Consider the following 25,090-nt stretch of genomic DNA (forward strand, 5'->3'; position numbering starts at 1 on the left):
CTTGAGGAATGAATCAGGCGGCGCCGGGCTTGCTGGCGGCCAGCAGCGCGTCACGGTGTTCGAGCAGGAACTCGCGCAGGCTGCGCGGTTTGCGGCCGGTCAGGCGCTTGAATTCGCCGTTGACGGTATCGACGCGGCCCAGGCGGGTATTGACGTCGAAAGCGCCGAAGATCGCGACCTGCGCCTCGGGCAGCCCGGCGGCGCGCAGCCCGGTGGCCCGTTGTGCGTCGCTGACGGGCACGACCTGCGCCGACGTCCCGAACACCTCGTTGACGGTGGCGATGATCTCCTGCGGGCTGAGGGCTTCGGGCCCGGAAATGTCCAGCGTGCGGCTGTGGGCGCCGCCCGCCAGCAGTGAGGCTGCCGCGGCGCGCGCCAGGTCGTCGCGCCAGAGGTAGGCCACGCGTCCGTCCTCCGCCGCGCTGAACCATTGCCTCGACGCCAGCACTGGCGGCAGCCAGAAGAAGGCGATGTCGGTGTACCAGTTCGGGCGCAGGATGGTATGGGCGATGCCGGTCGCCTCGATGGCTTCCTCGGTGCAGCGGTGGTCCGGTGCAAACGGGATCGGCGAGTCCGGCCCGGGGGCCTGCATCGAGGTATAGGTGATGTGCTTCACCCCGGCCTTCGCGGCTGCCGCCACCGCAGCCAGGTGCCGGCGCAGGCGGCGCGGCGGATCGTCGGGGGTGTCGAGCACGGAGATGATCAACAGGTGGTCGATCCCGGCGAAGGCGCTGTCGAGCGAAGCGCAATCGTCGAAGTCGGCCCGGCGTAGTTCCACGCCGCGCGTGGTCAGGCCGGCCAGCGCATCCGGGGTGCGGCTGCCTGCCACGATGCCGGTGGCACCGCTATCGAGCAGATGTTCGACGACACGGCGGCCAAGCTGGCCGCTGGCGCCGGTGACAAACAATCTGGATGGTGGTGGATTGGGCATTGCGCCTCCTTCATATGGTATGCAAAAGAATCATGGTCTATATTAGTTACCAATAAAATTTCCGAGAAGGAGGCAGTTTTGAGTGCCCAGGTAACTCGCAGGTCACCATCTCCCAAACTCACCGAGACGTTTCAGGCGCTGGAGGCCTTGGGCGACCATCCCTTGGAATGTCCAGTGCGTGACGTGCTGGACCGCATTGGCGACAAATGGAGCACGCTGCTGGTGGCCGCCCTGGCGGGAGGCCCGAGGCGGTTCAGTGCGCTGCAGCGGGCGATCCCTGACATTTCCAAGCGCATGCTGACGCAGACGCTGCGCGAGCTCGAGCGCGACGGCCTGCTCCTGCGCCAGGTGTTTCCCACCAAGCCGCCCAGCGTCGAATACCGGCTGGCACCGCTGGGCACGTCGCTACTCGGGCCGCTGGGTGTGCTGATCACTTGGGCCGATGAACACCACGAGAGCATCGAGGAGGCGCGCCAGCGCTTTGACGCAGCCGCGGCCCATCAGTAGCAGGTGCATTGGATCCATTCCGCAAGATCCTCGGCTCAACTGGAGTGATCGGATGGCTTTGCAATAAAAGTGGTTTTTTTGTGGCCCGCCATCCCCGGCGGCCGTCGCATCCGACGTTATTCACGGTTCTTCAGCCGTTGCCGAATCCTTTGTCGTACCTGAGCGAGAACGATGCAAAGCAGTAGCGAGTTGTTTCCGGTTGCGCTGATCAGCGCTGAGCTGCGGGGCGACCTGAGTGAGGATGTCTACCGGCTCAAGCCGGGCAACAGTCCCGACCCCAGCGTCGAACTGGCCCTGACCCGTCTTGGCGTCTGGGCCGACAAGGGGCCGCGTGGCGCGCCGGTCATCCTGGTACATGGCAGTTTCTCCAATCGACGCTTCTGGTACTCGCCCAAGTGCATTGGCATGGGGCCCTATCTGGCGCGGGCCGGTTTCGACGTATGGATCCCGGAAATGCGTGGCCACGGGCTCTCCGCGCGCAACCTGCGCTATGCGCAAAACAGCGTGGCCGACTACGCCGCCCATGACCTGCCGGCGATCGCTGCCTTCGTCCACGAGCAGAATCCACGTCCTGCCCATTGGCTAGGCCACTCCCTGGGTGGCATTACCCTGGCTGCGGCCTTGGCGGGCGGATACCTGACGTCAGCGCCGTTGGCGGGTGTGGCATTGTGCGGCGCGCAGGTGAGCCGGGTGCGCTGGCCATTGAAGGTGCCGCCCGTGGAATGGGGGCTGCGCCTGCTGCTACGACGTTTTCCCGCGTTGTCCGGCACGCGTCTCGGCCGTGGTCCCGAAGACGAGCCGGTTGGCATCGCCCGGGATTTCTTGCGTTGGGGGCGCCTGTTCGGACGGTTCGCCGACGGCGAGCGGGACTGGTGGGCCGGCCTGCGTGAGGTGACGGTGCCCGTGCTCGGCGTGGCGGGCGCCGGTGACCGCCAGGACCCGGCCTGGGCCTGCCGGGCGCTGTACCGGCAGTTCGCATCAGCCCGTGGCGAGTTCGTCGTGCTCGGGCGCGAGCAGGGTTTCACCGAGGACTATGGGCACGTCGAGATGCTGGTCAGCAAGGCCGCACAGACCGAGGTATGGCCGCTGCTGCTGCGCTGGCTGAGACACGGCTGCACGAGCGCGGCCGACGATGCCTTGGTCGAATGGGTGGATCCGCTCGATGGGGCTAAGCTGACTCGCGACAATCCCGATTTGGCGCCGCCTCCATTGCCGGTGTCCTGATCATCGCTTGCAGCCCTTTCACGAGGAGTTTCGCCATGCACTACATCACCCCCGACCTGTGTGACGCCAACCCGGAGCTGGTCTCGGTGCTCGAACCGATGTTCAGCAATTTCGGCGGGCGCGACTCCTTCGCCGGCCAGATCGTCACGGTCAAGTGTTTCGAGGACAACTCGCTGGTCAAGGCCCAGGCCGAGGAGCCAGGAGAGGGCAAGGTGCTGGTGGTCGACGGTGGTGGCTCGTTGCGCTGCGCCCTGCTCGGCGACATGATCGCTGCCAAAGCGGCCAGCAACGGCTGGGAAGGCATGGTGATCTACGGCTGCGTGCGCGACGTCGACGTGCTGGCGCAGACCCACCTCGGCGTGCAGGCACTGGCCAGCCATCCGCTGAAAACCGAGAAACGCGGCCTGGGCGATCTCAACGTGGTGGTCACCTTCGCCGGCGTCTGCTTCCGCCCGGGCGAGTATGTGTACGCCGACAACAATGGCATTATCGTGTCGCCGCGGGCACTGCAGGTCGAATAGCGAGAAACCGGTCATAGGGGAAGGGATGGACGAGGAAGACAACGCCCAGTGGGGCCTGGTGCACGGCTTCGTGCTGGACGGCAAGGGAGGTGCCCAGGCCGTCGCGCGCGGCCAACTGGATGACCTGCAGTTGCGCGAGGGGCAGAGCCTGTGGCTGCACTGGGATCGCAGCCACCCGCAGACCCAGAGCTGGTTGCGTCGCGACAGCGGCCTGAGCGAGTTCGCCTGCGATCTGCTGCTGGAGGAAAACACCCGTCCGCGCGCGCTGCCGCTGGCGAACGACGAACTCCTGCTGTTCCTGCGCGGGGTCAACCTGAACCCCGGCGCCGAGCCGGAGGACATGGTCTCGGGACGGATCTTCGCCGAGTCGCGCCGGGTCATCTCCCTGCGCATGCGGCCATTGCGGGCGACCGACGAACTGGTCGAGCTATTGCAGACGGGCAAGGGGCCGAAGACAGCCTCCGAGCTGATCCTGCAACTGGCCGACTATCTTACCGACAAGGTCGAGGACCTGGTCACCGAACTTTCCGAGCAGGTCGATCAGCAGGAGGAGCGGGTCGATGCAGACGAGCGGGCGCTGCCCGACCACGGCCTGCTGCTGCAGATTCGCCGACGGGCGGCCGGCCTGCGGCGCTTTCTTTCGCCGCAGCGCGACATCTATGCCCAGCTCACGCGCAGCCAACTGCCCTGGCTGGCCCATGAGGACGGCATCTACTGGAACGAGCTGAACAACCGCTTGCTGCGTTACCTGGAGGAGCTGGAATTGACCCGCGAGCGGATCGGCCTGCTGCTGGAAACGGAAAACCGGCGGCTGGACCTGCGCATGAACCACATCATGTTCCGTTTCGGCATCATCACCTGCGTCTTTCTGCCAATGAGCTTCGTCACCGGGCTGTTGGGCATCAACGTCGGTGGCATTCCCGGGGCCGAGAACCCCTATGGTTTCCTCATCGCCTGCCTGTTGATGTTGCTGATCGGTGTAGGGCAGTGGTTGCTGTTCCGACGCTTGCGTTGGCTGTGATGTGACTTGCGTCGCAGGGGCTGCGTCTAGGAGAGACGTTCTATGAGGTCTGTCATGCACGATCCATTCGAAGAATCCCTGCGTGATCTGCTGAAAGCCTCGTCCTCGCCGTCGCGCGATGACGATGCCTGCCTGAATCGCGTGCTGAAAACCGCCAATCGCCAGGTCGGCGTGGGCGACCTGTTCGGCTTGATGGGGCACTGGGCCGGCGCCCTTATGATCGCTCTCGGCAATGGCTCCCCTCATGTAGCGCCGGTATCGCGTCGGCGTGCTTCTGTTCGCTCTTCTGATAAGGCCGATTGAAATGGAACTCGACCCCTGGACCCATAGCCTGGTCGCTGCGATGACCGCCTTGTGGACGAAAGTCGCCAGCTTCATCCCCAATCTGTTTGTGGCACTGGTGCTGGTGCTACTGGGTTTTGTGGTCGCCAAACTGCTCGATACGCTACTGTCCAAGCTGCTCGGCAAACTCGGCCTCGACCGCCTGATGGCCGGTACCGGCCTGACCAAGATATTGGGGCGGGCTGGCTTCCAGGTTCCGGTGTCGACGCTTATTGGCAAGATCGTCTACTGGTTCGTGCTGCTGATATTCCTGGTGTCCGCTGCCGAGTCGCTGGGCCTGGAACGGGTTTCGGCGACGCTGGACGTACTTGCCCTGTATCTGCCGAAGGTATTCGGGGCCGCGCTGATACTGCTGGCCGGTGTAGTGTTGGCGCATTTGCTAAGCGGCCTGGTCCGCGGTGCGGCGGAGGGCGTCGGGCTTGATTATGCCCACGGCCTGGCCCGCCTCGCCCAGGGGCTGGTAATTATCATCAGTATCTCCGTGGCCATTGGCCAGCTGGAGGTGAAGACCGACCTGCTCAACAACGTCATCGCCATCGTGTTGATTTCCGCGGGCCTGGCGGTTGCGTTGGCGCTCGGCCTGGGCAGCAGAACGTTGGCCAGCCAGATTCTCGCCGGTATTTACGTACGTGAGCTGTATCATGTGGGGCAGGAGATCGAAGTAGAGGGGATCGAAGGACTGATCGAAGAAATCGGCACGGTGAAAACCACGTTATCGACACACTCTGGCGAGCTCGTTTCGCTCTCCAATCGCGTGTTGCTCGAGCAACGTGTGAGCAGTCGCTGAGGTGGCATTTCTGCTACCCTGTGCGCCCAGTCAGCGTCCATTTGTAAAGGCGCTCGCTGTATTCGTCCTGACCGTTGGCCCGATCTGTTTTGAACGCACCCCAATCACCGTCACTGCGCTATGACCCACGCGAGCTCTCCGACGAGGAGTTGGTGGCGCGTGCCCATGATGAGCTTTTTCACATCACGCGTGCCTACGAGGAACTGATGCGGCGCTACCAGCGCACTTTGTTCAATGTATGTGCACGATATTTAGGGAACGATCGCGACGCGGACGATGTCTGTCAGGAAGTGATGCTGAAGGTGCTATATGGATTAAAGAATTTCGAAGGTAAGTCGAAATTTAAGACCTGGCTCTACAGTATTACCTACAATGAGTGCATCACCCAGTATCGCAAGGAGCGTCGCAAACGTCGTTTGATGGAGGCACTCAGTTTGGATCCCCTAGAAGAAGCGTCCGAAGAAAAGGCGCCGAAGATAGAGGATCGAGGTGGTTTGGATCGCTGGCTCGTGCATGTGAACCCGATCGACCGAGAGATTTTGGTGCTGCGTTTCGTCGCAGAACTGGAATTTCAGGAAATCGCTGACATTATGCACATGGGGCTGAGCGCCACCAAAATGCGCTACAAGCGCGCGCTAGACAGATTGCGGGAAAAGTTTGCAGGTATTACCGAAAGTTAGTTCGGGGCGGACTTTCACTGGCATAGGTGAGTTTTGTAAACTTACCGTCGACTTGCATGTCTATCTGCATGTGAATCAATCACTCTATAGATGGGGATTTAACGGATGAAACTGAAAAACACCTTAGGCGTTGTCATTGGCTCCTTGGTAGCCGCAACCTCGATGGGCGTGCTGGCTCAAGGCCAAGGCGCTGTCGAGGTGGAAGGCTTTGCCAATCGCTACTTCACCGACGTTCAGCGTGACTTCGCTCATGACGAAGGCAACCTGTTCGGCGCAAGCGTTGGTTACTACCTGACCGACGACGTCGAGCTGGCGCTGTCCTATGGCGAGTACCACGACCTGCGTGGCGAAGGCGCTGCTGGCAGCAAGAACATCAAGGGCAACCTGACTGATCTGAAAGCTCTCTACCACTTCGGTCAGCCGGGCGCAGGCCTGCGTCCTTACGTCTCGGGTGGTTTCGGCCATCAGAGCATCGGCGACGCCAACAAAGGCGGTCGTGATACCTCCACGCTGGCCATCGCTGGCGCTGGTGCCAAGTACTACTTCACCGAGGTTCTGTACGCGCGTGCTGGCGTTGAAGCGCTGTACAACATCGACAAAGGTGATACCGAATGGCAAGCCGGCGTTGGTGTCGGTCTGAACTTCGGCGGCAGCACCCGTCAGGTTGCCCAGGTTACTGAGCCGGCTCCAGAGCCGATCCCAGAGCCGGCTCCGGTCGTCGAAGAAGCACCTCAAGTCGTTCGCGTCGAACTGGACGTCAAGTTCGACTTCGACAAGGCTGCTGTGAAAGAAGAAAGCTACGGTGACATCAAGAACCTGGCCGACTTCCTGAACCAGTACCCGCAGACCAGCACCACCGTTGAAGGTCACACTGACTCCGTCGGTACTGACGCTTACAACCAGAAGCTGTCCGAGCGTCGTGCTAATGCCGTTCGCGACGTACTGGTCAACCAGTACGGTGTCGGCGCCAACCGCGTCAACTCCGCTGGCTACGGCGAGTCCCGCCCGGTTGCTGACAACGCTACCGAAGAAGGTCGCGCGATCAACCGTCGTGTAGAAGCTGAAGTAGAAGCCCAGGCTCAGTAATAAGCCCTGGCTGTCGAGAAAAACCCGGCTATGGCCGGGTTTTTCTTTGCCCGTAGAAAATCTACGGCACTGCAAATAAAAACGGCATCTCCCAGGCCACCCGATGGGGGAAGGTGGCCTGGCAGACGCCGTATACGTTACTCGGCTTCCCAATCAGTGGGTGCCGATCCATTGCATAGATGATACAGCAACTATCGCGCCATATCACATCACAATGAAAAGCCGAGCCTTTTCGAGCAGGGATTTTCCATTGGATGGGCCATTAGCGTGCATGGCTGCCTGCAGGGCGCCCGTTAGGGGGCAGGGCAGGCATGGGCCTCCTCTACATAGTCCCTCAGCCAGCGCAACACCTCCACGGCTTCCCAACGATTGGGGTCGAACATCGCGTAGGCCAGGCCCTGGTAACCCACTACATCCAGTTGCCTGTGATACCCCGCACGTTGCAGCAAGGCTTCGATCTCGGCAAAGCAGGTATTGAAGTGCAGGCGGTTGAAGGGCGTTTTACCTTCGGTAACGATGCCCTCCAGATGCAGTTCCTCGACGATGGGCCGAACCTTGTCCAGTTGCATCCGGTTGATCGAGTGCTTGAGTTGCATTACGTCCAGCATAGTTGGGCTCCTGCTCTACGCCTTGATCCCGGCCGGGGCGATCCCGGATTTCGATCGGTGATGGCGACTTTTAGGGTCTGTTGACGTTTCAGCACGAACGCACCGGAGCCAGTTTTTGCGCGAGGCAAGGCACGAGGTGCGAAGTTTGGTTGGCCAAATGAGCCACCGAGTAACGCTGCGTCGCGCAAACTGGCCCGGCGTACTGGTTGCGCGGGAAATTCGCCATGCGTCGTTGGAGGACTTGAAAAGGGAACACGCGGACGGCTAGTCGCGGACGGCTAGTCCATTCTCTGCGTCCTTCGCCTCGCGGATCGCCGCCCGGGCCTGGCGAGATTTCTCGCTGCGACGCGGCTTGCGCTGAAACGTCAACAGACTCTAGGGTAAAACAAAAGTACTGTACAAATAAACAGTATTCGGTGATAGTCAGCTCCGACGCTTCATGACTCCCATATCCGCGAGCGCTTTACAGCGCGCGCGGCCGATGCCGAGGGCTACAGACAATGCAACAGATACTCATGACAATTGTGCTGCTGGCGACGCTGACAGGCTGCGTGCAGCCTCATGTCGAACAACCCAGGGTCAATGCCAACTACCTGATCATCGAAGACAGTCAGGCATGGGCGGTTCTGGTTTCAGACGGCAAGCGCGTGGAAGAACATGGCGTGGTGGTCGATGCGATCAAGCTGGCCAGCAGCGATGCGCCAGTCGCCGCCAGTTACGTGATCGATACGCCTAACTGCGGCAAGGTGCAGTGGCTGGTCGAGCGACAGGACGCCGCGGATGGTGTGACCACCCGCATGACCCTGCATGACAACAATCAGTTGGGCGGTTCGGGCTGCGTGATCGGCGAAGGTCTGACGCGAGTCTGGACGGTTCTCGATTACTCCAGCTGAGACCTGCCAGGCTAGCTGGTCGCCGTTGCGACGCAGACCTTGCGCTCCTCGGCGGTGATGCGCTGGCAGATCTCGATGATCTGCTCACGCATCCAGCGATTGGCAGGATCCTGATCCGTGCTTTCATGCCAGTAGAGATGGGTTTCCAACAGCGGAATGCTGGCAACCGGCAATTCGCTGAAGTGCAGATCGTTGTCCCGGGCGAAACGCTCGGGCACGGTGATCGCCATGTCGGTGTCTCGCATCACACGGCATGCCATGAGGTAATGCTGTGAGCGTAGTGCGATGCGTCGCTGGATGCCCATCTTGCCCAGCGCCAGGTCAACGTAGCCGAGGCCGCTACGGCGGCTGGAAATGTGGATATGGGTCAGTGAGAGGTACTTCTCCAGGCTGAGCTTCTCTTGGCTCAGTGGGTGACCGTGGCGCATCGCACAAACGTATCGGTCCTCCATCAGCTTGACGTGGCGCACCTGCGGATCAATGTTCAGCGGCGCGTCGACGGCGAAGTCCAGTCGTCCGGCAGCCAGCTCCTTGGTGGTCTCACGGCGGCGCACGAGCATGCTTTCGATGGTCACGTTCGGTGCCTGACGACGCAGGCGCTGGAACAGCGGTGGCAAGACCACGGCTTCGGTCAGGTCGGTCATGCTGATGCGAAAGCTTTTGTTCGCCTGCGCGGGGTTGAAGGTGCGGCTCTCCTGAACCGAGATACGCAACTGCTGCAGCGCGGTGCGTACGGGCGTGATGATGTTTTGCGCCATGGGCGTCGGCACCATGCCCTGTGCGGTGCGCACGAACAGTGGGTCGTTGAAGGTTTCCCGCAGGCGCGCCAGGGCGTTGGATACTGCCGGCTGGGTGATGCCGACGATCTGTCCGGCCCGGGTCAGATTGGCTTCGCTGTAGATGGCATCGAAGACCACGAAAAGATTGAGATCCACCTTGTTCAGGTTCATGCCTGAGCGACTCCGCACGTTGTTGTTGTGTGACGATCTTATATCGGTGATGAATGTTAATACACGCCGAAAATAGCTTCGATAAATCAAGCGCCGTCCACTAGCATCCCCTGCACACGAAAAGCAGCCGAAGGTGTGCCATGGATTTCGCCTATTCCCCCCAGGTTCAGCAGCTGCGTGAACGCATCAGCGCTTTCATGGAGGCTCATGTCTATCCCGCCGAAGCGGTATTCGAGCGCCAGGTGGCCGAGGGGGATCGCTGGCAGCCGACGGCGATCATGGAGCAGCTCAAGGACAAGGCGAAAGGCGAAGGCTTGTGGAACCTGTTCTTGCCCGACTCCGGGCGCGGTGCGGGGTTGAACAACAGCGACTATGCGCCGCTGGCGGAAATCATGGGCAGCTCGCTGATTGGCGCCGAGCCGTTCAACTGTGCGGCACCGGATACCGGCAACATGGAAGTCTTGGTGCGCTATGGCAGTGAAGAACAGAAACGTCAGTGGCTCGATCCGTTGCTCAGCGGGGAGATCCGTTCTGCATTCGCCATGACCGAACCGGAGGTCGCCTCGTCTGACGCGACCAATATGCAGGCCCGCGCAGTACGTGATGGTGATCATTGGGTGATCAATGGGCGCAAGTGGTGGACCTCGGGTGCCTGCGATCCGCGCTGCAGGATCATGATCTTCATGGGACTCACCAACCCCGAGGGGCCTCGTCATCAGCAACATTCGATGATTCTGGTACCCATGGATACACCTGGCGTGAAGGTGGTTCGGCCACTGCCGGTGTTCGGCTATGACGATGCCCCTCACGGCCACGCTGAAGTGCTCTTCGAGGACGTTCGTGTTCCCTATGGCAACGTTCTACTTGGCGAGGGGCGCGGTTTCGAGATCGCCCAGGGGCGCCTGGGGCCCGGGCGCATCCACCATTGCATGCGCTCCATCGGCATGGCCGAGCGGGCACTCAAGCTGATGTGCGAGCGAGCCTTGCAGCGCAATGCGTTCGGCAAGCCGCTGGCGCGGCTCGGTGGCAACATCGACCTGATCGCCGACTCACGCATGGAGATCAACATGGCACGCCTGTTGACGCTGAATGCGGCTTACATGATGGATACGGTCGGCAATAAAGTGGCTGCCAGCGAGATCGCACAGATCAAGGTCGTAGCGCCCAGCGTGGCGTTGAAGGTGATCGATCGTGCCATCCAGATGCACGGCGGAGCAGGGGTCAGCGCTGATTTTCCGTTGGCTTACTGGTACGCGATGCAGCGTACCCTGCGCCTCGCCGATGGCCCGGACGAAGTACACCGTGCGGCAATCGGCAAATACGAATTGGGCAAGTACGTGAAATAGGACCGGCACGGGTACCGGGCGGCTTACCGAGCCCCCGGTACCCGTGCAGGCCGTCGCTCTCGACTGCGTGTTCGATCTTCGCGCGGCGGCCAGGTCAGTTTGTCCCGGCGGGCTTCTTGTCGCGGGTTTTCAGCAGCGACAGCACCACGCCACCGGCCAGCACCGCCAGGGTAACGCTCAGCGAGAGCAGGGCCGGAACCTTGATGAAACCATGCAGGAATATCTTGCAGCCGATGAACATCAGCACGATCGCCAGCGCGTACTTGAGGTACACGAAACGATGCATCAGTGCCGCCAGTGCGAAATACAATGCACGCAGGCCGAGAATCGCGAAGATGTTCGAGGTATAGACGATGAATGGATCCTGGGTGATGGCGAACACCGCCGGCACGCTGTCCACGGCGAACACCAGATCCGCCAACTCGATCAATACCAACGCCAGCAGCAGCGGGGTGGCGAACAGCAGTATCTTGCCGCTGCCGGGATCCTGCTGGCGCACCAGGAATTTGCCGCCGTGCAGGTCATCGGTGACGCGGATGTGCCGGCGCAGGAAGATCAGCATTTTGTTCTGCGACAGATCCGGATGCTCGTCATGGTCCTTGCTGAACAGCATCTTGATGCCGGTGAACAGCAGAAACGCGCCGAACACATAGAGAATCCAGTCGAACTCCTGAACCAGGGCCGCTCCCAGGCCGATCATGATCGCTCGCAGCACGACCACACCGATGATTCCCCAGAACAACACGCGGTGCTGGTACTTGCGGGGAATGCCGAAGAAGCCGAGGATCATCGCCATGACGAACACGTTGTCCATCGACAGCGACTGTTCGACCAGGAAGCCGGTGTAGAACTCCAGCGCCTTGGTCGCGCCAAGCTCCCACCAGACCCAGCCGCCGAACGCTACGCCGACGCTGAAATAGCCGGCGTAGAGTAGCAGGCTCTCGCGCATCTCGATTTCGTGCTGGTCGCGGTGCAGGACGCCGAGATCGAAGATCAGCAGCGCGAAGACGATGACGACGAATGCCATCCAGAAATAGTACGGGGTGCCGAGAAACGGCGTGGACATAAAGGCATGTAGAGCTGTCATGGGCCCTCCCTGTCGATGCCTAAGTTGATAGTCAACTTAGTGACTCCGACATCACGATGAGGTGGACTCATCGCCAGAGGGGCCCGGCGCCACATGCTGTCAAGGCTAGGATGGATCGCGTGGCAGAGCAAGTGCTTGCCGGGTTCCGAAAAATCAATACACCCAGACTTCCACGCGGCGGTTCTTGAACCTGCCGCTGTCGCCGGCATTATCGGCCACCGGCAGTTCATCGCCGAGGCCGGCGACTTCCCGCATCACCACACCCTCGCGTGCCAGTTCGCGCCGCACCGCCATGGCGCGCAGTTTGGACAAGAGTTCGGCGCGTGCCGACGCGGCCTTCGGGTCGCCGAAACCGACCAGTACCACCTTTCGCTGCAGCTTGTCGTGCTGCTTCAGGTAATCGAGCACCCGGCGCAGGTCCTGCTGGGCCTTGTTGTCGAGGCTGGCGCTGCCTTCCTGGAAGCGGAAGTTCACCGACAGCCGCCTGGCCTCCCGGGCCAGGGCCTGATAGGCAGCAGGCATGTCTGGCGTGGCCTCGACGCTGAGCGCCTGCACGGTCTGCGCGATGAAACCATTCTGCGCGACGATCTCCTGGCCCTGTGGGCTCTGGGCGAACTGCAGCAGGGCTTGCGCCCATGGGCTGGCGTTTCTCGCCGGACCGTACAGAAACAGGCGCCGGGACAGGGGGTAATCCTCGGTGGCGATCAGGCTTTCGCTGGGCAGCATCGGCTGCGACGCACCGGCGGCGATGGCCACTGCCTTGGCCTTGCGCACGTAGGGCAGGCCGATAAAGCCGATGCCGTTTGCATCCGCGGCGACCGAGTCGGAAAGCCGCTCGCTGGATTCGAAGCGTTCGGCCTTGCCTGACAACTGTTCGCCATGGGCGCTGAGCACCAGCTCCTTGAAGGTATCGAAGGTACCGGAGTGGTCGTCCCGGGCGTACAGGTTGATGGCGCCGGGGCGACCGCCCACCTGTGCCCAGTCGCTTATTTCGCCGGAGAATATCCGCGCCAACTGCTCGGTGCTGATGGCGTTGAGCGGATTGTCCGGATGCAGGATGATGGCCAACCCATCGATGGCGATGACCTGTTCGGCATCGCGGCTTTTCATATTGCCCAGCGACGAGAGCATCGCCACTTCGCTGTCCTTGATCGGCCGTGACGAGGCCGCGAGCTCGGCGTTGCCCTGGTTCAGGGCACTGAAACCGGTGCCCGAACCGTGGGCGGCGATTTCCACGCTCACTGTGCGGCCCGCTGCGTTCATGGCAGAGATAACCTGTTCGTTTTCCTGGGAGGTGAGCGTACGGATATTGCTCAGGCCCTGCTGTTGCATCAGCCCCCTGACCAGCGCGGGGCCCAGCCGGGCACCAATGGTGTTGGAGCCCTGGATACGCAGCGCCGGGCTGTCCGTGCTGGGCGGCGGGGCGGCGAATGCCGTCCAGGGGCTCAGGTAAAAGACGAAACCGAGCAGCAGGAAAGTAGCGGTTCGGTTCCAGATTTCTCGTTCACAGAGGGGGGCGCGCAGCATGCGGCAAGCACCTTGAAGGGCGATGGCTGAAGTGCTGCGACGATAAGACGGAAAAATGACCGCAAGATGACTGTCTGCGTCAGCTCAGTTCCAGCCAGATGGGGGCGTGATCCGAAGGCTTCTCCATGCCCCGCAGATCGTAGTCGATACCGGCGTCCTTGAGGCGTTCCTGCAATACCTGGGAGGCGAGGATCACGTCGATGCGCAGGCCGCGCTTGGGCTCGTCCTCGAAGCCGCGGCTGCGGTAGTCGAACCAGCTGAAGCGGTCGTCGACCTGCGGGTTCAGCACACGGAAGCTGTCGACCAGGCCCCAGCCCTTGAGCGTCGCCAGCCACTCGCGTTCCTCTGGCAGGAAGCTGCATTTTCCAGTCTTCAGCCAGCGCTTGCGGTTGACCTCGCCGATACCGATATCGCAATCCTGCGGGGAGATATTGATATCACCCATGACGATCAACGGCTGCTGGTGGGTGAAACGACCGTTCAGCAGCGCCTGGAGGTCGGCGTAGAAACGCTGCTTGGCGGGGAACTTGGTGGGATGGTCGCGGCTCTCGCCCTGGGGAAAGTAGCCGTTCATCACGGTGATCGGGTTGCCCTGCGCGTCGGCGTAGGTGCCGTAGATGAAGCGCCGCTGGGAGTCCTCGCTGTCGTCGGGAAAACCCTTGACCAGCTCCAGCGGAGCCTGGCGAGACAGAAGGGCCACGCCATAGTGGCCCTTCTGGCCGTGGTAGTGGACGTGGTAACCCAGGGCGCGGATTTCCGCCTCGGGGAACTGATCGTCGCTGACCTTGGTTTCCTGCAGGCCGATGACATCCGGCTGGTGCTTTTCGATCAGCGCCGCGAGTTGATGCGGACGTGCCCGCAAGCCGTTGATATTGAAGGAAACGAGTTTCATGTCGGCGATCCTGATGAGTCGGGCAGTAAAGCCGCGATGCTAGGGGCTGTTGACGTTTCAGTGCAAGCCGCAGGGCCGGGGAGTGGCTGGATTCGCGCGGGCACTGGAATAGCGCAGTCGCCGTGATAGCATCGCCGCCATGAGAGTTATTTCTACATTAGGCGCGGGATGCGCCCTGTTGGTATTCAGTTCGGCACTGCTGGCCGAAGACGCTCGTCTGGTGGTCAGTGTGCAGCCTGCCAACAATGCCTTGAAAAGCAATGTGGAGGGTTACATCGGCAGCCTCGGCGAACGTGATGCGCAGGCCCTGCAGCGCCTGCGGCGCGTGGTCGAGAGCCAGGCGGAAAAAGCCGCCCAGGCACTGGGTTACTACCATGCTCAGATCAGCACCGACGTCGTCGAGCAGACGCCGCCGCGCCTGAACCTGCGCATCGTTCCCGGCGAGCCGGTACGCATCGGCAGCGTGACCGTCCGGGTCGACGGGCCGGCCGCCCAGATGAGCGCCTTTCAGATCCCCAAGGATGCGCAGCTCGTTCAGGGCGCTCGGCTCAATCATGGCCGCTACGAGGCGGCCAAACGGCACATTCAGAACCAGGCATCGCGCTACGGTTTTTTCCGTGGACGTTTCACCCGGCAGCGCCTGAGTATCGATCCCCAGGCCGGACTGGCCGATATCGAGTTGATCTACGACAGTGGCCCGCGCTACATCCTCGGCAGTGTGGTGTTCGAAGGCGACATGCCGTTCGATGATGACCTGCTGCAACGCATGGTGCCATTCGCCGCCGATACGCCCTACGATTCCGAACGTATCGCCGAGCTCTACCAGGCGCTGCGCTCCAGCGGTTACTTCGAGTCGGTGCGGGTCGATGCCAGCCCCTCCGTGGCCGAACAGCAGGTGATTCCGGTCAAGGTCCACCTGCAGACACGCCTGCCGCGCACCATGGGCCTTGGGATCGGCTTTTCCACCGATGTCGGCCCCCGTGGCCGTGCCAACTGGGAGCGGCACTGGGCCAATCCGCAAGGGCACAGTTACGGCGCGGAAATGGAACTGTCAGCACCGCGGCAGAACGTTGGCCTGTGGTACGACGTGCCGCTGGATCCGCCGCTGACCGACAAGCTGCGCATGGCCGGTGGCTACCAGTATGAGGAGATCGCCGACACCGACAGCCTGAGCCGTCTGCTGACCGTTGGCCCGGAATGGCACAGTCGGCTCGACAGTGGCTGGCAGCGGGTGATCTCGCTGAAGTGGCAGCGTGAGGAATACCGCCTGGGTGACGACTCGGGGCTGAGCACCCTGCTGATGCCCGGTATCAGCTATTCCTACCTGCGCAGCGATAACCGCATCGACCCCAATCATGGCTATCGCCTGCAGTTCGATGCGTCGGTGGCCAAGCAGGGGCTGCTGGCCGATTCCGATGTCGTGCATGGCAACGTACTGCTCAAGGGCCTGACCACCTTGTGGCACAATCATCGCTTCCTCGCCCGGGCACAGTTTGGCGGTACCGAGTCCAAGGGGTTCAATTCCTCGGTGCCGCCCTCGCTGCGCTTTTTCGCCGGGGGTGACCAGAGCGTGCGCGGTTATGACTATCAGAGCCTGTCGCCGGAGAACAACCAGGGCGACAAGATCGGCGCGCGCTATCTGTTTGCCGCCAGCGGCGAGTACCAGTACCGCGTTGCCGACAAATGGCGCGTGGCGACCTTCTACGACACCGGCAATGCCTTCAATTCGCTGAGCATGCCGACGCTCAAGAGTGCGGTGGGTATCGGTATGCGCTGGGTGTCGCCGGTAGGGCCGCTGCGCCTCGACCTGGCACACCCGCTGGATGACGACGGCGGCGTGCGGCTGCATTTCTCCATGGGGCCGGAATTGTGAAGCGGGCACTCAAGTATGCCGGCTTGAGCCTGGCGAGCCTGCTGGCGCTGCTGCTCGTGCTGCTGGTGTGGATGCTGGCCACTTCGGCCGGCAGCCGCTGGACCCTGGGCCTGGTGCCTGGCCTGCAGGTGGATGGCTTCGAAGGACGCCTGGGCGGCCACTGGACGGCCGAGCAACTGCTCTGGCGCCAGGGCGACGATCAGGTGCTGGTGCGCCAGCCGATGTTCGACTGGTCGCCCACCTGCCTGCTGCGCCTGACCCTCTGCATCGATACGCTACGCAGCGAACGCATCGAGCTGAACCTGGCGGCCAGCGACGCAGCGCCGAGCGAAGAGCCCTTCAGCCTGCCGCAGCTCGACCTGCCGCTGGCCGTGCAGGTCGGTGAGGTGTGGATCGGCAGCCTGCAGTTCAACGGTGACGACCAGTTGCAGGAGCTGGAACTCGCGGCCAACTGGGCGAGCGACGGCCTGAACATCAGCAAGCTGCACGTGCAGCGTGACGATCTGATCGTCGACCTGCAGGGCAGGCTGCTGCCAGAAGGCGAATGGCCGCTGAGCTTGCAGGGCAGTGCTGCGTTGCCGTCGCCGGATGGCAAGGAATGGAGCCTGGCACTGCGGGTCGAGGGCGATCTGCGTCAGCGCCTGGCGCTGGCGGTCGACAGCAGCGGCTACCTGGCAGGGCACCTGAGTGGTGAGATTCAGCCGCTGGTCGAGCACCTTCCGGCGACACTGACGTTCACCGCCGACGGCTTCAAGGCCGATGCATCACTGCCCGATACCCTGCGACTGAACGGTTTGACCTTGCGGGCAGCGGGCAATCTGCAGGACGGTTACGGCATCGATGGCGGCGCTACTCTGCCTGCCGAGGGTGGCCCGGTCGCCCTGGCGCTGCGCGGCCGCGTCGATGCCAAGGGCGCGGACATCGCCACCCTGCGCCTGTCTGCCGCGCAGAGCCAGTACCTGGCGATCGATGGGCGCCTGGACTGGCAGCAAGGCTTCAGCGCCGATACCCATATCGACTGGCAGGACTTCCCCTGGCTGCGCCTGTATCCGCTGGAAGAGGCGCCACCGGTCACGCTGAAGAAGCTGACTGGCGACCTGGCCTACGACGACGGCAATTATCTGGGCAACCTGGACGCCGCGCTCGATGGCCCGGCAGGTGCTTTCAGCGTGAAGACACCGCTCAGCGGGGACTTGCAGCAGGTTCACATGCCGCAACTGCAGATTCGTGCCGGCCGGGGAACCATCGACGGCCAACTGACCCTGGGTTTCACCGAGGCGGTGCGCTGGGATGCGCAATTGCAGGTCGGCGATTTCGACCCCGCCTATTGGGTCGCCGAGCTGCCCGGGCGCATCGCCGGGCCGGTGCGCAGCAAGGGGCAACTGCTCGACGGGCGCCTGGAACTGACTGGTGACCTCGATCTGCAGGGGCGCCTGCGTGGTCAGCCGGCACAGCTGCAGACCACGGTAGCCGGCGCTGGAGAACGCTGGGAGCTGAGTGCGCTGAGCGTGCGCCTGGGCGACAACCGTATCGACGGCAGCGGCCAGCTCGACGAGCGCTTGCAGGGCGAGCTGCGCATCGCCCTCAACCGCCTCGGCCAGCTGTGGCCAGGTTTGCAGGGGCAGGCCACTGGCCGTCTCGATCTGGCTGGCAACCTGCAAGCCCCTCAGGGCACACTCGACCTGAACGGTCAGGGCTTGGCCTTCGAGGACACCCGTCTGCGCCAGCTCGGGCTGGACGCCACCCTGGATACCAACGGGCAGGCCAAGGTGCAACTGCGTGGCCTGGGGATCGCCAGCGGCGATACCCTGGTGGGTGACCTGACAGTCAACGGCCTTGGCAATCGCCGCCAGCAGCAGATGGATCTGAGTGTCCAGGGCCCCCAGCTGCAGACCAGCCTGGCGCTGGATGGCGCCCTTGATCGGGGCACCTGGCGCGGTCGCCTGAGCCGCGCCGAGGTGCAGGCCGGTGGTCAGGATTGGCGCCTGCAACAACCTGCCTCCCTGGTGCGCCTGGCCAGCGGTGAGATCGACCTCGGCGCACATTGCCTGCGTTCTGGCGAGGCCAGCCTGTGCGGTGAGAACCAGCGCCTGCAGCCGCAGCCGAAAATTCGTTATCGGCTTGCCGATTTCCCTCTCGACAGCCTGTCGCCATGGTTCCCCAAGGATTTCGCCTGGGTGGGCAAGCTCAATGCCGACGTACACTTGGATCTGCCCGCCGCCGGTCCCAGCGGGCGGGTAGTGGTGGATGCCGGCAGCGGCACCTGGCGGGCCCGCGACGCCGGGCAATGGGTGGACTTCACCTACGACAGCCTGCGCCTGAGCAGCGAGCTGAAACCTCAGCGCATCGACGCCGAGTTGAACCTGCGCGGGCCGAAGCTCGGCGAGCTGTCGGTGCAGGCGCAGCTCGATCCACGCGTGCAGAGCAAGCCGCTGTCCGGGCAGTTCCGCCTCAGGGGGCTCGATCTGGCCATCGCGCGGCCGTTCGTGCCAGCGGTGGAACGCCTGTCCGGCCGCCTGGATGGCAGTGGCAGGCTGTCCGGCGAGCTGATGAAGCCCTTGGTCAATGGTGAACTGGCGCTCAGCGACGGGGACATCTCCGGTGGTGAATTACCGACCAGTTTCGAGAACCTGCAGGTCCGCGCACTGATCGCTGGCGAAAGCCTGCAGCTCAACGGCAGTTGGCGCAGTGGCGAGCAGGGCCAGGGGACGCTGACAGGCGCACTGGCCTGGGCCGAGCAGTTGAGCGGTAGCCTGAGCGTGCAGGGTAGCCGCCTGCCAGTGGCGGTCGAACCCTACGCCAACCTGGAGGTGGAACCTGACATGCAGGTGCACCTAGCCGACGATCAACTGTCGGTCAGCGGCAAGGTCTCCATTCCCCGTGGCAAGATCGTGGTGCGCGAATTGCCGCCTTCGACGGTCAAGGTCTCGGACGACGCGGTCATCGTCGGTGCCGAGGCCCGCGAGCAGCAGGCCGTGGCGATCCGCATGGACATCGACGTCGAGGTGGGCAGCGACAAGCTGACGTTCAGCGGCTTCGGCCTCAACGCCGAGTTGGCTGGACGGGTCCACGTCGGTGACGACCTGGACACCCGTGGCGAGCTGAACCTCAACAAGGGCAATTTCCGTGGCTACGGCCAGCGACTGACCATCCGCCGAGCGCGCCTGCTGTTCGCCGGTCCCATCGACCAGCCGTTCCTGGATATAGAGGCTATCCGCAAGGTCGACGAAGTGGTGGCCGGTCTGCGCCTGACTGGCAGTGCCGATCAGCCGCGCACCGAGGTATTTTCCGAGCCGGCGATGAGCCAGGAGCAGGCCCTGTCCTACCTGGTACTGGGGCGGCCGCTGTCGACCGGCAGCGAAGACAACAACATGTTGGCCCAGGCGGCGCTGGCGCTGGGGGTGGCCGGCAGTTCCGGGGTGACCGGCTCGGTCGCGCAGAGCCTGGGCATCCAGGACTTCCAGCTGGATACCGAAGGCAGCGGCAACACCACCAGCGTGGTCGCCAGCGGCAACCTCTCGGAGCGGCTGAGCCTGCGCTACGGCGTCGGCGTGTTCGAGCCGGTGAACACCGTGGCGCTGCGTTATGCACTCAGCCGGCGCCTGTATCTGGAGGCGGCGAGCGGCCTGGCGAGTTCACTGGACCTGTTCTACAAACGTGACTTCTAGCAACGGTCGTCCTGACGTAGGATGACCGCCCATGCGTGTTTTACCCACATAGAAAAGGATCGTTTTCATGGCACAAGTAACCCTGCGTGGTAACCCAGTTCAGGTCGATGGCCAACTGCCGCAAGTCGGTCAGCAGGCGCCTGGATTCACCCTGGTCGGTGCCGGCCTGGCCGATGTCAGCCTGAGCAGTCTGGCGGGCAAGCGCAAAGTGCTGAACATCTTCCCCAGCGTCGACACCCCGACCTGCGCCACCTCGGTACGCACTTTCAACAGTGAAGCCAGCAAGCTGGCCAACACTGCCGTGCTGTGCGTGTCCGCCGATCTGCCGTTCGCCCAGGCGCGCTTCTGCGGTGCCGAGGGCCTGGAGAGTGTGATCAACCTGTCGACCATGCGCGGCGCCGAATTCCTCAAGGACTACGGTGTGGCCCTGAGCTCCGGCCCGCTGGCCGGCGTGGCGGCCCGCGCCGTGGTGGTGCTGGATGAACATGACAAGGTGCTGCACAGCGAGCTGGTTGCCGAGATCGGCAGCGAGCCGAACTACGAGGCGGCCCTGGCCGTGCTCAAGTAAGCTGCTCACCGCGCCCGAAGCGGCCTGCCTTGCGCAGGCCGTTTTCGTTTCAGAGGTGCAGCGTTTTCATCGAGCCCGGGGCATAGCGAGCGCCGGCCACCGCGTTGGTTGCAAACAACCCCTCCAGCGCCAAGAGGTCATCTGCGCTCAGCCGGATATCCAGCGCGGCGAGGTTTTCGTCCAGATAGCGACGGCGCTTGGTGCCGGGGATTGGCAGGATATCGTCGCCCTTGGCCAGCACCCAGGCCAGCGCCAGCTGTGCGGCGCTGACGCCCTTGTCGGATGCCATGCCTTGCACCTCGGTCACGAGCTGCAGGTTCCTGGTGAAGTTGGCACCCTGGAAGCGCGGGCTGTGGCGACGGTAATCGTCCGCTGCGAAGTCGTCTGGGCTCTTCAGCGCGCCGGTGAGGAAGCCTCGACCGAGCGGGCTGTAGGGCACGAAGGCGATGCCCAGCTCCCGGCAGGTTGCCAATACGCCGTTTTCCTCGGGGTCGCGGGTCCACAGCGAGTATTCGGTCTGCACCGCGGCGATCGGGTGAACGGCATGGGCGCGGCGCAAGGTCTGCGGGGAGACTTCGCTGAGGCCGATGTGACGGATCTTGCCTTGAGCGACCAGTTCGGCGAGTGCGCCAACGGTGTCTTCGATGGGCACGTGCGGGTCGATACGGTGCTGGTAATACAGGTCCAGGTAGTCGGTGTGCAGCCGCTTCAGGCTGCCCTCGATGGCACTGCGCACGTAATCGGGATGACCGTTGACACCGCGTTTGTGCGCGTCGGCAGGATCGCGAACGATACCGAACTTGCTGGCCAGAAACGCCTGTTGACGACGGCCCTTCAGCGCACGGCCGAGCAACGCTTCGTTGCTGTAGGGGCCGTACATGTCGGCAGTGTCCAGAAAGTTGATGCCGTGCTCCAGAGCGTGGTGCAGGGTGGCAATGGACTCCTGATCGTCGCGGTCGCCGGTGTAGAAGTCGCTCATGCCCATGCAGCCCAGGCCAATGGCGGAAATATGCGGACCACCGCGGCCCAGTTGACGCGTTTTCATGGCTTGCTCCTCGAAATACTGTAGAGGCTACAGTCTGGTTGTTGCGCTCGGCCGGATAAAGCCGCTAAAAATGCATGCACTATTCGGTTTTGGAAAATAATCATCCTATGGATCGCTTGCTCGCCATGCAGGTCTTTACGCGCATCGTCGAACTCGGCGGCTTCGGCAAAGCCGCCGATAGCCTGGGGTTGCCCAGGGCGTCGGTGACCCAGCTGATCAAGCAGCTGGAGCGACATCTGGGCGCACAACTGCTGCAGCGAACCACCCGGCATGTCAGCCCCACGCTCGATGGCAGCGCCTATTACCAGCGTTGCCTGGGGCTGCTGGCCGATATCGACGATGCCGAGTCGCTCTTCTGCGACGCACGAAGCAACCCCCAGGGACGTCTGCGGATCGATTTGCCGGCGTCGCTCAGCCACCGCGTGGTGATTCCTGCGTTGCCGGACTTCCGCGCACGCTATCCGCGCATCGAGCTGGATATCGGTGCCAGTGACAGGCCGGTCGACCTGATCCGCGAGGGCGTGGACTGTGTGGTGCGAGCCGGCGATGTGCATGACCTGAGCCTGGTCGCCCGGCCGTTGGCGCAGCTGCCCCAGGTCACCTGCGCGAGCAGCGCCTACCTCGCACGGCATGGCATGCCGTGCGACCTGGATGGCCTGTTGCGCACCCATGAGGCGGTGAACTATGTCTCGCCGCTCACTGGCCGGCGTTTTCCCTTCGACTTCACCAGAAACGGTGAGCGGCGACAGGTCGAGATCGCCGGCCCCATCGCCATCAGCAGTTCCGAAGGGTACGTGGCCGCCTGTGAAGCCGGCATGGGAATCATCCAGGCGCCGCGGTATCACGTTCGTGAGCAGTTGCTGGCCGGCACGCTGCACGAGGTGCTGCCGGAATATCCCCCCGCACCGATGGCGCTGACGGCGCTCTATCCAGCGCATCGGCAACTGTCACGGCGGGTGCGCGTGTTCGTCGATTGGCTGGTAGCGCTATTCGAGCGCCAGGATTCGAGCCCGGAAAGGCTTTAGGTTCTGTCTGAAAAACCTCCGAGCGCAGGTCAGGCGAGGCAAAAATCGGTGAGCAACGGACTGGGCTCGCATTCGAGTTTACGAGCTGCAAATGAGCATTTTGACTGGGCTGGCATTCCAGCCGATTTTTAACGAAGCATCACCGAGCGCAGGTACTTTTCGGGACCAAACACCTAGGACCTGGATGCGGGCCCGTTCAGGCCTGCGGCCACCAGCCTGCGCAGGCGATTGGCCACCGGCGACAGTTGGCGGCCCTTGACCAGCAGCAGGTAGTACGGCGACATCTCGATGGTCACGTTGAGCGGCAAGACCTTCAGCCTGGCATCGACCTGATCGCCGAGCAGCAGCTCAGGCACCTCGCTGGCCAGCGGGGCGATGGCCGATGACGACACCAGGATGGCGATCATCGCCAGCAGCGAGGTGGTGTTGGTGATGTTGGTCGGCAACGGCGCCCCGGCGCTGAGAAAGGCCGTCTCCATCGCTTCGCGGATCGGTGCCCGGTGGCTCTGCATCACCCATTCGTAGGGTGACAGGTCGTGCAGCGTGACCTGATCGACGTTGGCCAGCGGGTGATCCTGGCGCACCATCAGCCTGAGGGTTTCGGTGCGTGCCGGAAATACCTCGAAGTCTGCCGGGTTGACGCCACGCGGCAGGCGGGCGAGCACGAAGTCGTTCTTGCCGGCGGCCAGGTCGTGCACCAGCACGTCGCTGGCCGCCACGTTGACGTGTACCTCGGCCCGCGGCGAGATGGCCTTGAGCTGGCGAATCGCCGGGATCACGAAGCCCACCGCCGCCCCGGTCACCGCGCCCACCGTGGTGATGCCCCCTTCGCCGCGCTTGAGCTCCTCGACGTCCTGCGCCAGGTCACGCAGCTCCACCAGCATGTTGTGCGAACGCTGGGCCAGTGCCCGGCCGATCAGGGTCGGCAGCATGCCTTTGGCATGGCGCTCGAACAGCCGTGCGCCGAGGGTCTGTTCGATGTCCGCCAGCATGCGCGAGGCGGCCGGTTGGGTGATGGTCAATTCGTCCGCCGCCAGGCCGAGCTGGCCGTGCTCGGCGATCGCGGCGATCAGGCGCAACTGGGGAATCTTCAGGTGTCGGGCGATCCCGATATCCATGGCAGCTCTCACTTTATTGTCGTTATCGGAGGCACTGAACGGATTCTGCGACGGGGCAGGGCGCTTGTCGATTCGCTGCATACCAATATGGGTATGGCGGTGAGCGTAATATGAATTTGATTGATATGGGCGGCTGGTTCTATCTTCATGCCTGCTTGGAAAGCTCTTCGCTGAACGAACAACAATAACTGCGATGTCGCGTGTGCCCTGGCCCACAGCAGGCGTCGCCCAGGAGAAGCTGATGAACACTGTCCGTAAGCTCGTGGCTGCCGTGGCCATGGGGGCCAGCCTGTTGAGTGCCGTGTCCGCAGGGGCTGCCGAAAAGGGTTTCGTAGGTATCTCGATGCCTACCAAGTCGTCCGCCCGCTGGATCGACGACGGCAACAACATGGTCAAGCAACTGGAGAAGGCCGGCTACAAGGCCGACCTGCAGTACGCCGAAGACGACATCCCCACCCAGGTTTCGCAGATCGAAAACATGATGGTCAAGGGCGTCAATGTTCTGGTCATCGCAGCGATCGACGGCACTACCCTCACCAACACGCTGGAAAACGCCAACGCCGCGGACATCAAGGTCATCGCCTATGACCGGCTGATCCGCGACAGCCAGTACGTGGACTACTACGCCACTTTCGACAACACCAAAGTCGGCGTGCTGCAGGCCGAATCGCTGGTCAAGGGCATGCAGGCGAGCGGCAAGGGCCCCTACAACGTCGAGCTGTTCGGCGGTTCGCCAGACGACAACAACGCCTACTTCTTCTACGACGGCGCCCTGTCGGTGCTGCAACCGCTGATCGACAAGGGCGAGATCAAGATCCTCTCCGGGCAGACCGGCATGGGCAAGGTCGGCACCCTGCGCTGGGATGGCGCCACCGCGCAGTCGCGCATGGACAACCTGCTGTCCGCCAACTACACCAAGGAGCGCCTCGACGGCGTGCTGTCGCCCTACGACGGCATCTCCATCGGTGTGCTCTCGTCCCTGAAAGGGGTTGGCTACGGTTCTGGCGATATGCCCATGCCCATAGTGACCGGCCAGGATTCGGAGGTACCCTCGGTGAAGTCCATCCTCGCCGACGAGCAGTATTCCTCGATCTTCAAGGACACCCGTCAGCTCGCCGAAGTGACCGTCGGCATGGTCAAGGCGCTGCTCGAAGGCGGCGAGCCGCAGATCAACGACACCAAGACCTACAACAATGGCAAGAAAGTCGTGCCGGCCTACCTGCTGCAGCCGGTCACGGTCGACAAGAGCAACTGGGAAAAGGTGTTGATCGACAGCGGTTACTACACCAAGAAGCAAGTCCAGTAGCGTGACTCCGCCGGCAGCCAGGCGCTGCCGGCCATCCACCTCTCTGTTTACCTGAGCATGGCGCGCCCGCTGCGGTTGGCGTGTG

23 protein-coding genes are annotated in these 25,090 nt (G+C 62.9%); 15 read left to right on the forward strand and 8 right to left on the reverse strand.

Annotated features, from left to right (window positions below; all coding sequences use genetic code 11):
- Positions 1–13: 13 nt before the first annotated feature.
- Entirely contained in the window at positions 14–931 is a 918-nt protein-coding gene (locus BLR94_RS02450; RefSeq protein ID WP_084303426.1) for an NAD(P)H-binding protein, read from the reverse strand.
- A gap of 78 nt (positions 932–1,009) precedes the next feature.
- Here BLR94_RS02450 and BLR94_RS02455 point away from each other — a divergent pair, with 78 nt between their 5' ends.
- The 8 genes from BLR94_RS02455 to BLR94_RS02490 all read left to right on the forward strand — a co-directional run bounded on the left by BLR94_RS02455 (position 1,010) and on the right by BLR94_RS02490 (position 7,099).
- Complete coding sequence (locus BLR94_RS02455) at positions 1,010–1,438, forward strand: winged helix-turn-helix transcriptional regulator (RefSeq protein ID WP_244158054.1); 429 nt, start codon at positions 1,010–1,012, stop codon at positions 1,436–1,438.
- 171 nt (positions 1,439–1,609) lie between these two features.
- Positions 1,610–2,662 carry an alpha/beta fold hydrolase gene (locus BLR94_RS02460; RefSeq protein WP_084303425.1) on the forward strand — a complete coding sequence of 351 codons (1,053 nt, stop codon included), beginning with the start codon at positions 1,610–1,612 and terminating at the stop codon, positions 2,660–2,662.
- A 35-nt stretch (positions 2,663–2,697) separates the two neighbouring features.
- Positions 2,698–3,183: a ribonuclease E activity regulator RraA gene (rraA, locus tag BLR94_RS02465; RefSeq protein ID WP_084303424.1), complete on the forward strand. Its 486-nt coding sequence runs from the start codon at positions 2,698–2,700 to the stop codon at positions 3,181–3,183.
- Between the two features lie 25 nt (positions 3,184–3,208).
- The gene (locus BLR94_RS02470; protein ID WP_084303423.1) at positions 3,209–4,204 is read left to right on the forward strand and encodes a zinc transporter ZntB; all 996 of its coding nucleotides are present in this window, start codon (positions 3,209–3,211) and stop codon (positions 4,202–4,204) included.
- Between the two features lie 54 nt (positions 4,205–4,258).
- Positions 4,259–4,507: a CrfX protein gene (locus tag BLR94_RS02475; RefSeq protein ID WP_084303422.1), complete on the forward strand. Its 249-nt coding sequence runs from the start codon at positions 4,259–4,261 to the stop codon at positions 4,505–4,507.
- 1 nt (position 4,508) lies between these two features.
- Positions 4,509–5,333 carry a mechanosensitive ion channel family protein gene (locus BLR94_RS02480; protein ID WP_084303421.1) on the forward strand — a complete coding sequence of 275 codons (825 nt, stop codon included), beginning with the start codon at positions 4,509–4,511 and terminating at the stop codon, positions 5,331–5,333.
- Positions 5,334–5,422: 89 nt separating this feature from the next.
- Complete coding sequence (sigX, locus tag BLR94_RS02485) at positions 5,423–6,013, forward strand: RNA polymerase sigma factor SigX (RefSeq protein WP_084303420.1); 591 nt, start codon at positions 5,423–5,425, stop codon at positions 6,011–6,013.
- A 105-nt stretch (positions 6,014–6,118) separates the two neighbouring features.
- Positions 6,119–7,099: an OmpA family protein gene (locus BLR94_RS02490; RefSeq protein WP_084303419.1), complete on the forward strand. Its 981-nt coding sequence runs from the start codon at positions 6,119–6,121 to the stop codon at positions 7,097–7,099.
- Between the two features lie 293 nt (positions 7,100–7,392).
- On the opposite strand, the gene BLR94_RS02495 is transcribed toward BLR94_RS02490, so the two are convergent.
- Positions 7,393–7,707 (reverse strand): transcriptional regulator, encoded by a 315-nt coding sequence (locus tag BLR94_RS02495; RefSeq protein ID WP_084303418.1) that lies wholly within the window; start codon positions 7,705–7,707, stop codon positions 7,393–7,395.
- 500 nt (positions 7,708–8,207) lie between these two features.
- Between BLR94_RS02495 and BLR94_RS02500 the strand changes: the two genes are divergently transcribed.
- Complete coding sequence (locus tag BLR94_RS02500; protein ID WP_084303417.1) at positions 8,208–8,600, forward strand: lipoprotein; 393 nt, start codon at positions 8,208–8,210, stop codon at positions 8,598–8,600.
- An 11-nt stretch (positions 8,601–8,611) separates the two neighbouring features.
- On the opposite strand, the gene BLR94_RS02505 is transcribed toward BLR94_RS02500, so the two are convergent.
- On the reverse strand, positions 8,612–9,550 hold the full coding sequence (locus BLR94_RS02505) for a LysR family transcriptional regulator (RefSeq protein WP_084303416.1): 939 nt from the start codon (positions 9,548–9,550) through the stop codon (positions 8,612–8,614).
- Positions 9,551–9,690: 140 nt separating this feature from the next.
- Between BLR94_RS02505 and BLR94_RS02510 the strand changes: the two genes are divergently transcribed.
- Complete coding sequence (locus tag BLR94_RS02510) at positions 9,691–10,896, forward strand: acyl-CoA dehydrogenase (RefSeq protein WP_084303415.1); 1,206 nt, start codon at positions 9,691–9,693, stop codon at positions 10,894–10,896.
- A 94-nt stretch (positions 10,897–10,990) separates the two neighbouring features.
- On the opposite strand, the gene BLR94_RS02515 is transcribed toward BLR94_RS02510, so the two are convergent.
- The 3 genes from BLR94_RS02515 to xthA form a co-directional block, all read right to left on the reverse strand.
- A complete protein-coding gene (locus BLR94_RS02515) occupies positions 10,991–11,983 on the reverse strand; it encodes a TerC family protein (protein WP_084303414.1) in 993 nt (330 codons plus the stop codon).
- Positions 11,984–12,136: 153 nt separating this feature from the next.
- Complete coding sequence (locus BLR94_RS02520; RefSeq protein WP_084303413.1) at positions 12,137–13,510, reverse strand: substrate-binding domain-containing protein; 1,374 nt, start codon at positions 13,508–13,510, stop codon at positions 12,137–12,139.
- A gap of 79 nt (positions 13,511–13,589) precedes the next feature.
- The gene (gene xthA / locus BLR94_RS02525) at positions 13,590–14,402 is read right to left on the reverse strand and encodes an exodeoxyribonuclease III (RefSeq protein ID WP_084303412.1); all 813 of its coding nucleotides are present in this window, start codon (positions 14,400–14,402) and stop codon (positions 13,590–13,592) included.
- A gap of 139 nt (positions 14,403–14,541) precedes the next feature.
- On the opposite strand from xthA, the gene BLR94_RS02530 reads away from it, so the two are divergent.
- From BLR94_RS02530 to tpx, 3 genes are all read left to right on the forward strand, one after another.
- Positions 14,542–16,275: an autotransporter assembly complex protein TamA gene (locus BLR94_RS02530; RefSeq protein ID WP_084303411.1), complete on the forward strand. Its 1,734-nt coding sequence runs from the start codon at positions 14,542–14,544 to the stop codon at positions 16,273–16,275.
- A complete protein-coding gene (locus BLR94_RS02535; RefSeq protein ID WP_084303410.1) occupies positions 16,272–19,943 on the forward strand; it encodes a translocation/assembly module TamB domain-containing protein in 3,672 nt (1,223 codons plus the stop codon). The genes BLR94_RS02530 and BLR94_RS02535 overlap by 4 nt, the downstream gene beginning before the upstream one ends.
- A 67-nt stretch (positions 19,944–20,010) precedes the next feature.
- Entirely contained in the window at positions 20,011–20,511 is a 501-nt protein-coding gene (gene tpx / locus BLR94_RS02540; protein WP_084303409.1) for a thiol peroxidase, read from the forward strand.
- A gap of 49 nt (positions 20,512–20,560) precedes the next feature.
- Here the strand turns inward: tpx and BLR94_RS02545 are convergent, their stop codons facing one another.
- Positions 20,561–21,556, reverse strand: coding sequence for an aldo/keto reductase (locus tag BLR94_RS02545; RefSeq protein ID WP_084303408.1), 996 nt, complete (start codon positions 21,554–21,556; stop codon positions 20,561–20,563).
- 107 nt (positions 21,557–21,663) lie between these two features.
- Between BLR94_RS02545 and BLR94_RS02550 the strand changes: the two genes are divergently transcribed.
- Positions 21,664–22,581, forward strand: coding sequence for a LysR family transcriptional regulator (locus BLR94_RS02550; RefSeq protein WP_084303407.1), 918 nt, complete (start codon positions 21,664–21,666; stop codon positions 22,579–22,581).
- Between the two features lie 173 nt (positions 22,582–22,754).
- Here BLR94_RS02550 and BLR94_RS02555 read toward each other — a convergent pair whose 3' ends face one another.
- Complete coding sequence (locus tag BLR94_RS02555) at positions 22,755–23,699, reverse strand: LysR family transcriptional regulator (RefSeq protein WP_084303406.1); 945 nt, start codon at positions 23,697–23,699, stop codon at positions 22,755–22,757.
- 241 nt (positions 23,700–23,940) lie between these two features.
- Between BLR94_RS02555 and chvE the strand changes: the two genes are divergently transcribed.
- The gene (gene chvE / locus BLR94_RS02560; RefSeq protein WP_084303405.1) at positions 23,941–25,005 is read left to right on the forward strand and encodes a multiple monosaccharide ABC transporter substrate-binding protein; all 1,065 of its coding nucleotides are present in this window, start codon (positions 23,941–23,943) and stop codon (positions 25,003–25,005) included.
- Positions 25,006–25,090: the final 85 nt, after the last annotated feature.

This window comes from Phytopseudomonas flavescens, from assembly GCF_900100535.1.
Taxonomy (GTDB): domain Bacteria; phylum Pseudomonadota; class Gammaproteobacteria; order Pseudomonadales; family Pseudomonadaceae; genus Aquipseudomonas; species Aquipseudomonas flavescens.

What these genes read in the sequence shown, in the direction of transcription:
- BLR94_RS02450 (WP_084303426.1), bottom strand. Translation starts at nt 931, where the DNA reads ATGCCCAATCCACCACCATCCAGATTGTTTGTCACCGGCGCCAGCGGC.
- BLR94_RS02460 (WP_084303425.1), top strand. Translation starts at nt 1,610, where the DNA reads ATGCAAAGCAGTAGCGAGTTGTTTCCGGTTGCGCTGATCAGCGCTGAG.
- rraA (WP_084303424.1), top strand. Translation starts at nt 2,698, where the DNA reads ATGCACTACATCACCCCCGACCTGTGTGACGCCAACCCGGAGCTGGTC.
- BLR94_RS02470 (WP_084303423.1), top strand. Translation starts at nt 3,209, where the DNA reads ATGGACGAGGAAGACAACGCCCAGTGGGGCCTGGTGCACGGCTTCGTG.
- BLR94_RS02475 (WP_084303422.1), top strand. Translation starts at nt 4,259, where the DNA reads ATGCACGATCCATTCGAAGAATCCCTGCGTGATCTGCTGAAAGCCTCG.
- BLR94_RS02480 (WP_084303421.1), top strand. Translation starts at nt 4,509, where the DNA reads ATGGAACTCGACCCCTGGACCCATAGCCTGGTCGCTGCGATGACCGCC.
- BLR94_RS02490 (WP_084303419.1), top strand. Translation starts at nt 6,119, where the DNA reads ATGAAACTGAAAAACACCTTAGGCGTTGTCATTGGCTCCTTGGTAGCC.
- BLR94_RS02495 (WP_084303418.1), bottom strand. Translation starts at nt 7,707, where the DNA reads ATGCTGGACGTAATGCAACTCAAGCACTCGATCAACCGGATGCAACTG.
- BLR94_RS02500 (WP_084303417.1), top strand. Translation starts at nt 8,208, where the DNA reads ATGCAACAGATACTCATGACAATTGTGCTGCTGGCGACGCTGACAGGC.
- BLR94_RS02505 (WP_084303416.1), bottom strand. Translation starts at nt 9,550, where the DNA reads ATGAACCTGAACAAGGTGGATCTCAATCTTTTCGTGGTCTTCGATGCC.
- BLR94_RS02510 (WP_084303415.1), top strand. Translation starts at nt 9,691, where the DNA reads ATGGATTTCGCCTATTCCCCCCAGGTTCAGCAGCTGCGTGAACGCATC.
- BLR94_RS02515 (WP_084303414.1), bottom strand. Translation starts at nt 11,983, where the DNA reads ATGACAGCTCTACATGCCTTTATGTCCACGCCGTTTCTCGGCACCCCG.
- BLR94_RS02520 (WP_084303413.1), bottom strand. Translation starts at nt 13,510, where the DNA reads ATGCTGCGCGCCCCCCTCTGTGAACGAGAAATCTGGAACCGAACCGCT.
- xthA (WP_084303412.1), bottom strand. Translation starts at nt 14,402, where the DNA reads ATGAAACTCGTTTCCTTCAATATCAACGGCTTGCGGGCACGTCCGCAT.
- BLR94_RS02530 (WP_084303411.1), top strand. Translation starts at nt 14,542, where the DNA reads ATGAGAGTTATTTCTACATTAGGCGCGGGATGCGCCCTGTTGGTATTC.
- tpx (WP_084303409.1), top strand. Translation starts at nt 20,011, where the DNA reads ATGGCACAAGTAACCCTGCGTGGTAACCCAGTTCAGGTCGATGGCCAA.
- BLR94_RS02545 (WP_084303408.1), bottom strand. Translation starts at nt 21,556, where the DNA reads ATGAAAACGCGTCAACTGGGCCGCGGTGGTCCGCATATTTCCGCCATT.
- BLR94_RS02550 (WP_084303407.1), top strand. Translation starts at nt 21,664, where the DNA reads ATGGATCGCTTGCTCGCCATGCAGGTCTTTACGCGCATCGTCGAACTC.
- BLR94_RS02555 (WP_084303406.1), bottom strand. Translation starts at nt 23,699, where the DNA reads ATGGATATCGGGATCGCCCGACACCTGAAGATTCCCCAGTTGCGCCTG.
- chvE (WP_084303405.1), top strand. Translation starts at nt 23,941, where the DNA reads ATGAACACTGTCCGTAAGCTCGTGGCTGCCGTGGCCATGGGGGCCAGC.